This window comes from Mesorhizobium sp. M4B.F.Ca.ET.089.01.1.1 (genome assembly GCF_004022605.1).
GTDB classification, from domain to species: domain Bacteria; phylum Pseudomonadota; class Alphaproteobacteria; order Rhizobiales; family Rhizobiaceae; genus Mesorhizobium; species Mesorhizobium abyssinicae.
Window position 1 is genome coordinate 1 of sequence record NZ_RZOS01000317.1, and the last position, 6,807, is coordinate 6,807.

The 6,807-nt window shown below is 68.4% G+C and carries 4 protein-coding genes; all 4 read left to right on the forward strand.

Annotated features, from left to right (window positions below; genetic code table 11):
* Positions 1-27: 27 nt before the first annotated feature.
* The 4 genes from EN780_RS24105 to EN780_RS24120 all read left to right on the forward strand — a co-directional run bounded on the left by EN780_RS24105 (position 28) and on the right by EN780_RS24120 (position 6,526).
* Positions 28-681, forward strand: coding sequence for a LysE family translocator (locus tag EN780_RS24105; RefSeq protein WP_127392681.1), 654 nt, complete (start codon positions 28-30; stop codon positions 679-681).
* Between the two features lie 142 nt (positions 682-823).
* Positions 824-1,834 carry a hypothetical protein gene (locus EN780_RS40770; protein WP_127286467.1) on the forward strand — a complete coding sequence of 337 codons (1,011 nt, stop codon included), beginning with the start codon at positions 824-826 and terminating at the stop codon, positions 1,832-1,834.
* Positions 1,776-3,251, forward strand: coding sequence for a DUF6504 family protein (locus EN780_RS24115; protein ID WP_128275526.1), 1,476 nt, complete (start codon positions 1,776-1,778; stop codon positions 3,249-3,251). Before EN780_RS40770 ends, EN780_RS24115 begins: the two co-directional genes overlap by 59 nt.
* On the forward strand, positions 3,248-6,526 hold the full coding sequence (locus EN780_RS24120; RefSeq protein WP_128275527.1) for an error-prone DNA polymerase: 3,279 nt from the start codon (positions 3,248-3,250) through the stop codon (positions 6,524-6,526). The genes EN780_RS24115 and EN780_RS24120 overlap by 4 nt, the downstream gene beginning before the upstream one ends.
* The last annotated feature ends 281 nt before the right edge of the window (positions 6,527-6,807 follow it).

Here is a 6,807-nt window from a genome sequence, read left to right on the forward strand (position 1 = left end):
GTTCCGGCCATGTATCAGGAGCTCCTCATGCCGGACCTTTCCACCCTTGGACTTTTCGCCATTGCCTGCCTCGCTTTGACCGCGACGCCGGGGCCGGACATGCTGTTGATCGCTTCCCGCAGCGCCAGCCAGGGGCGCGCGGCTGGCCTGGCGACCTATGTCGGCATCGCCGCCGGCACCTATTGCCATGCGCTGGCCGCTGCCTTCGGCCTGTCGCAACTGTTCCTTGCCGCGCCCATCGCTTACGACATCGTGCGTTACGCCGGCGCTGCCTATCTGGCCTATCTCGCCTGGAAAGCGTTCCGCTCCGACGGGGCAGCGCTTGCGCCGGTCGCCGGCCTTGCGCGCCACTCGCTAGCGCGCATCGTCCGGCAGGGGCTGTTGACCAATCTCCTCAACCCGAAGATGGCGCTGTTCGTGCTGGCGCTGTTCCCGCAGTTCGTGCAGCCGCAGGCCGGGTCCGTGGCGGGGCAGATACTGGTGCTGGCAACCGTGCTCAACCTGATCGGGCTGGTCGTCAACGGTCTGGTCATCCTGACCGCCAGCCGGATCGGCGCGGCATTGTCGAGACGGACGCGGTTTCAGCGGGCGCCGCAGCTGTTGCTGGGAACCGTCTTTGCCGGGCTTGCGGCCCGCTGGCCTTCGGTGGCCAGCGCTAAAGCAATTCCAGGAAAACTGTGAAGCGGTTTTCCATCCGGATTGCGTCAAACGAAAGCGCACAATGACAGAGGAATAAATTCACAATGACTCTGCTTGACTCTTCCGGACCGCTCTGGAATCTATAGGAACATAACAGGAACAATGCTGCTGAAAGTTGACCGTCATGGCGATGACCGCCGTGGCGCGGGAGACTGTTTTTGCCCTGCGCCGCCAGATCGCGAAGATCGAGGGAACGCTGCCCGAGCGCCTGGCGGCGCCGGCCGGCGCGTCGCCTGATGACCGCGACATCGCCGATGTCACGGTGGTTCGGCGCGGCCTTGCCGTTGCCGCGCCGGATGCCTTCCTGCGCACCGGCATCGAGCCGCTCGACGACGCCCTCGGCGGCGGCCTGCCGAAGGCGGCGCTGAGCGAGATCCATGGCGTCGAGACCCGCGACGCCGGAGCCGTCGCCGGCTTTGCCCTGTCGCTTGCCGGCCTGATCCTGACGCGGCAGCCGGGACTGCCGGTGCTGTGGGTCGGCACCTCGGAAATCTTCCGCGAGGCCGGCTTCCCCTATGCCGGCGGACTTCGGAGCCTGTTCGGCATCGCGCCCGAGCAATTGCTGTTTTCCGAGACGCCGAGGCTGCTCGACGCGCTGTGGATCGCCGAGGAAGCCGCCCGCATGACGGCGCTCGCCGCCGTCATCCTCGAAATCCGCGGCAGCCCGCGGCCTCTCGACCTCACCGCGACGCGGCGTTTGCACGCCCGCGCCCAGGACGCCGGCCGGCCGGTGTTGCTGCTGCGCCAGGCTGGCGAGGCCGAGCCGACCGCCGCGCCCGTGCGCCTCATCGTGTCGGCCGCGCCCTCGGCAAGCCGCGCGACGATCGCCGGGCCGCTGGCCGGCTCGATCGGCCGTCCCGCCTTCACCGTCAACATCGGCAAGAGCCGCACCGCGCTCCCCGGACAATTCACACTGGAGTGGAACCCCGATGAACATGTTTTCGAGGAAAGAAGGACCCAGGAAGAACGGGCAACGAATCCTGTCGCTGTGGTTTCCGCATCTCGCCGCCGACCGCATCCTGCGCCAGCGTCTGGGGCGGTCCTGGCGTTCCCGGCCGTCGCAGCACCTGCCTCTGGTGATCAGCCACCGCGACATGAACGCCCAGCGCATCGCCGCCCTCGACGAGCGGGCTGAGGCGCTCAGGCTGAAGCGCGGCATGGGCATCGCCGACGCGCGCGCCATGCACCCGACGATCGACATCGTCGAGGCCGATCCAGAGGCCGACCGCCGCCTGCTCGAAGGCCTCGCCGACTGGTGCGACCGCTACACGCCTTTGGTGGCGATCGACGGCGCCGACGGCCTGTTCCTCGACGTCACCGGCTGCACCCATCTTTTCGGCGGCGAACGCGCCATGCAGGACGAGATCCTGTCGCGCTTCCTTGAGCAGGGTTTCGATGTCCGCGCCGGGCTCGCCTCGACCCCGGGCGCCGCCTGGGCGGCGGCGCATTTTCATGGCGACCGGATCGTCGCCGGCGGCGAGGAGGAGACGCTGCTGGCGCCCTTGCCGCTCTCGGCACTGCGCATCGAGCCGGAAACGCGCGCCAGCCTCGAAAGCGTCGGCCTGCGCACGGCGGGCGCGGTGATGACGGCGCCCCGCGCCCCGCTTGCCCGCCGCTTCGGCGCTGGCTTGCTGCTGCGCCTCGACCAGGCGCTCGGCCGCCTCGACGAGGCGGTGTCGCCGCGCCTGCCGGTGGCGCCGCTTTCGGTCGAGCGCCACCTGGCCGAGCCGGTCGTGCTGACCGACGACATCGAGCGGCTGGTGAGCCGGCTGGCCACGGCGCTGAAGGGCGACCTCGAGCGGCGTGGCGAGGGCGCGAGGGCGCTCGCTCTGCTGCTCTTCCGCGTCGACGGCGCCGTCAGCCGCATCGCCGTCGGCACCTCGCGCCCGCTGCGCGAGCCATCGCTGATCCGCAGGCTGTTCCACGAGCGGCTTGCGGCACTCGAGCAGGACATCGACGCCGGCTACGGCTTCGACCTCGTGCGCCTTTCGGTACTGTCGGCGGCGGCCTTCGACATGCAGCAGGCCGATCTCACCGGCGAGGCCAACGACGATGACGCCGATATCGCTTTGTTCGCCGACCGCGTCCGCGCGCGGCTCGGCGAGGCCGCGGTGCTGCGGCCGGTTGCCGTCGAGAGCCATTTGCCGGAGCGCGCCGTCGCCATCGTCCCCTTCTCCGAGGCGCCGCAAAGGCGCGCGCCGCTCAAGCGGCCGGAGCGCGCCGTTCCGCCGGTGACCATCTATCCGCCGGAACGGCCGATCCGCCTGTTCCGTTCGCCCGAGCCGATCGAGGTGCCGGCCACCGAGATGCCCGAGGGACCGCCGATGAATTTCCGCTGGCGGCGCGCGCTCTACCGCGTCGCCCGCGCCGAAGGGCCGGAACGCATCGCCGCGGAATGGTGGCGAAGGCTTCCCGGCGAGGAGGAAGCGCCGACCCGCGACTATTTCCGCATCGAGGACAGCGATGGCCGCCGCTACTGGCTCTACCGCCAGGGCCTCTACGGCGCGTCCGACATGCCGCCGCGCTGGTTCATGCACGGGGTCTTCGCATGAACGCGCTCGCCGCCACCGCCTATGCCGAATTCGGCATCCAGTCGAACTTCTCCTTCCTGCGCGGCGCCTCCAAGCCGGAGGAACTGGTGGTCGCGGCGAAATACCTCGGCTTCGCCGCGATCGGGCTTGCCGACCGCAACACGGTGGCCGGCGTCGTGCGCGCCTGGCAGCAGGCCAGGGTGGAGACGCTTGCCTATCATCCCGGCTGCCGGCTGGTGTTCGGCGACGGCACGCCCGACATCCTCGCCTATCCGCGCGACCGCGCCGGCTGGGGGCATCTGTGCCGCATGCTGACGCAGGCCAATCTGCGCGACGAGAACGAGAAGGGGGCGACGCTGCTGAAGCTGGGCGACCTTCTCGAATGGGGGGATCTGATGTCGCTGGCGGCGCTGCCTGACCTGTCGTCGGATCCGGATGGCAGTCTCGCAATGATTAGCCGGCTTAAGGATCGTTTTGGCGCGGCGCTGCGGCTTGCCGTGGCGCCGGACTATCGCGGCAATGACCGTTTCCGCGTCGAGCAGGCGGCGGCGATGGCAGACCGGCTGGGCGTGCCGCTGATGGCGACCAACGACGTCCTCTATCACAGCCCCGGCCGCCGCTCGCTGCAGGACGTGCTGACGGCGATCCGCCTCAACACACCCGTTTCCCAGGTCGGGCTGGAGCTGGCGGCCAACGCCGAGCGCCATCTGAAGCCGCCGCAGGAAATGGCCAGGCTTTTCCGCCGCCACCCGCAAGCGCTGGCGGAGACGCTGCGCTTCGCCGGCGAGCTGACCTTCTCGCTCAGCGACCTCGAATACAATTATCCGGACGAGCCGACCGAATCCGGCCTGGGGCCGCAGGCCGAGCTCGAGCGCCTGGCCATGGAAGGGGCGGCGACGCGCTATCCGGCCGGCGTCCCCGCCGCCGTGATGAAACGCATCGGGGAAGAGCTCGCCCTGATCGAGCGGCTGAACTACGCGCGCTACTTCCTCACCGTTTACGACATCGTCAAATATGCCCGCAGCCAGCATATCCTGTGCCAGGGGCGCGGCTCCGCCGCCAATTCCATCGTCTGCTTCTGCATCGGCATCACCGAGGTCGGCCCCGACCGGATCGACACGCTGTTCGAGCGCTTCATCTCCGAGGAGCGCAACGAGCCGCCCGACATCGACGTCGACTTCGAGCATGAAAGGCGTGACGAAGTCATCGCCTATATCTACCAGAAATACAGCGCCAAGCGCACCGCGCTCGCCGCCGCCGTCATCAGCTATCGCGGCCGTTCGGCGCTGCGCGAGGTGGCCAAGGCCATGGGCCTGTCCGAGGATGTCCGCACCGCCTTGACCAGCTCGATCTGGGGCTGGTCGACCTCCGAGCTCGGCGAGAAGGAGGCAGCCGCCGGCGGCATCGACCGCAGCGATCCGCTGGCCAGGCAGGTGATCGAGCACGCCAACGAGATCATGGGCTTTCCCCGGCATCTGTCCCAGCATGTCGGCGGCTTCGTCATCACCAGGGACCGGCTCGACGAGGTCGTCCCCATCGTCAAGACGGCGATGGACGAGCGCAAGATGGTCGAATGGGACAAGGACGACCTCGACGCGGTGAAGATCCTCAAGGTCGACGTGCTGGCGCTCGGCATGCTGACCTGCCTGAAGCGCGCCTTCACACTGCTCACGCAGCATTATCCGGATGCGCGGGACGCCTATGGCCGGCCCTATGTGCTGGCTTCCCTTCCGGAGGAGGATGGCCGCGTCTATGACATGATCTGCCGCGCCGACACGCTCGGCGTCTTCCAGATCGAGTCGCGCGCCCAGATGTCGATGCTGCCGCGCCTCAGGCCGCGCGCGTTCTATGACCTGGTCATCGAGGTGGCGATCGTGCGGCCGGGTCCGATCCAGGGCGACATGGTGCACCCCTATCTGCGCCGCCGGCAGGGCAAGGAGCAGGCCGAATATCCCAAGCCGGAGCTGGAGCAGATCCTCGGCAAGACGCTGGGCGTGCCGCTGTTCCAGGAGCAGGCGATGAAGATCGCCATCGTCGCCGGCGGCTTCCGGCCGGGCGAGGCCGACGAATTGCGCCGCGCCATGGCCACCTTCAAGCGCACCGGCACGATCGGCAACTACCGCCAGCGCATGATCGACGGCATGGTCGGCAAGGGCTACGAGCAGGCCTTCGCCGAGCGCTGCTTCAAGCAGATCGAAGGCTTTGGCGAATACGGCTTTCCCGAAAGCCATGCCGCCTCCTTCGCGCTGCTGGTCTATGCCTCCTGCTGGTTCAAGACCTTCTACCCGGATGTCTTCTGCGCCGCGATCCTGAATTCGCAGCCGATGGGCTTCTATCAGCCGGCGCAGCTTGTGCGCGACGCCCGCGACCACGGCGTCGAGGTGCGCGAGGTCGACATCAACTTTTCCGTCTGGGACTGCGCGCTGGAACAGACCGCCTTCGATCCGGCTCGCGTGCTTGCCCGCCATGCCGAGATGCGCGGCGTGATCGAGACCGGCCATGCCGTCCGCCTCGGCTTTCGCCAGATCAAGGGCCTGTCGGAGGAGCGCATGACGCTGTCCGTCGAGCGGCGCGGCGCCGGCTACGAGACCGTGCGAGACGTCTGGCTGCGCTCCGGCCTCGATGTCGGCGAGATCGAACGACTGGCCGAGGCCGACGCCTTCCGCTCGATCGGCCTCGACCGCCGCGCCGCGCTCTGCGCGCTGCGCGCGCTCGACGGCAAGAGTGCCGCCGAGAAATTGCCGCTGTTCGACCAGCCGACGGTCCGCCTGCGCGAACTGGAGCCGGAGACCAGGCTGCCGACAATGCCGCTCGGCGAGCATGTCATCCACGACTACCGCTCGCTCGGCCTGTCCTTGAAGGCGCATCCGGTGGCCTTCCTGCGCGAGCGGCTCGACCGCGCCGGCGTCACCCCCAATGCGCGTCTCCCGTCCGTCAAGGACGGCCGGCGCGTCTCCGTCGCCGGCCTCGTGCTGGTGCGCCAGCGCCCCGGCAAGGGCAACGCGATCTTCCTGACGCTGGAGGACGAGAACTCCGTCGCCAATGTCATTTTCTGGGAGAGGACCTTCACCCGCTTCCGCCCCATCGTCATGGGCGCCCGCTTCGTGCGCGTCACCGGCAAGCTACAGCAGGAATCAGGCGTCATCCACATCGTCGCCGAGAAGATCGAGGACCTGACGCCGTGGCTGACCATGCTTTTGGAGGAGATGACCCCGGCTCTGCCCGCCCCGCCGGACATCGCCATGCTATCGGACAAGGCGGAAAGCGTCATGCCCAGGGGGCGGAATTTTCAGTAGGCGGCCTACGCCTTCCCGGGATTACGCAATCCCATATCGCGCTCCTCCTCTCCGCCAGCTCATCCCGCCCGCCGCGAGGCTCCTTTCCTCTCCCTCCGGAGGGGGGAGAGGTGGCGCTGCGAAGCAGCGACGGAGTGGGGGAAGGCGGTCCTCAAATGCGCCGTCGCCGACAATTCGGCACCAAGGCCAATCAAGGCGAGACATCCCCCGGCTTGACACAAAGACGCGGTGAGCAGGTCGACCCCCACTCCGTCGAGCTTCGCTCGACACCTCTCCCCCCA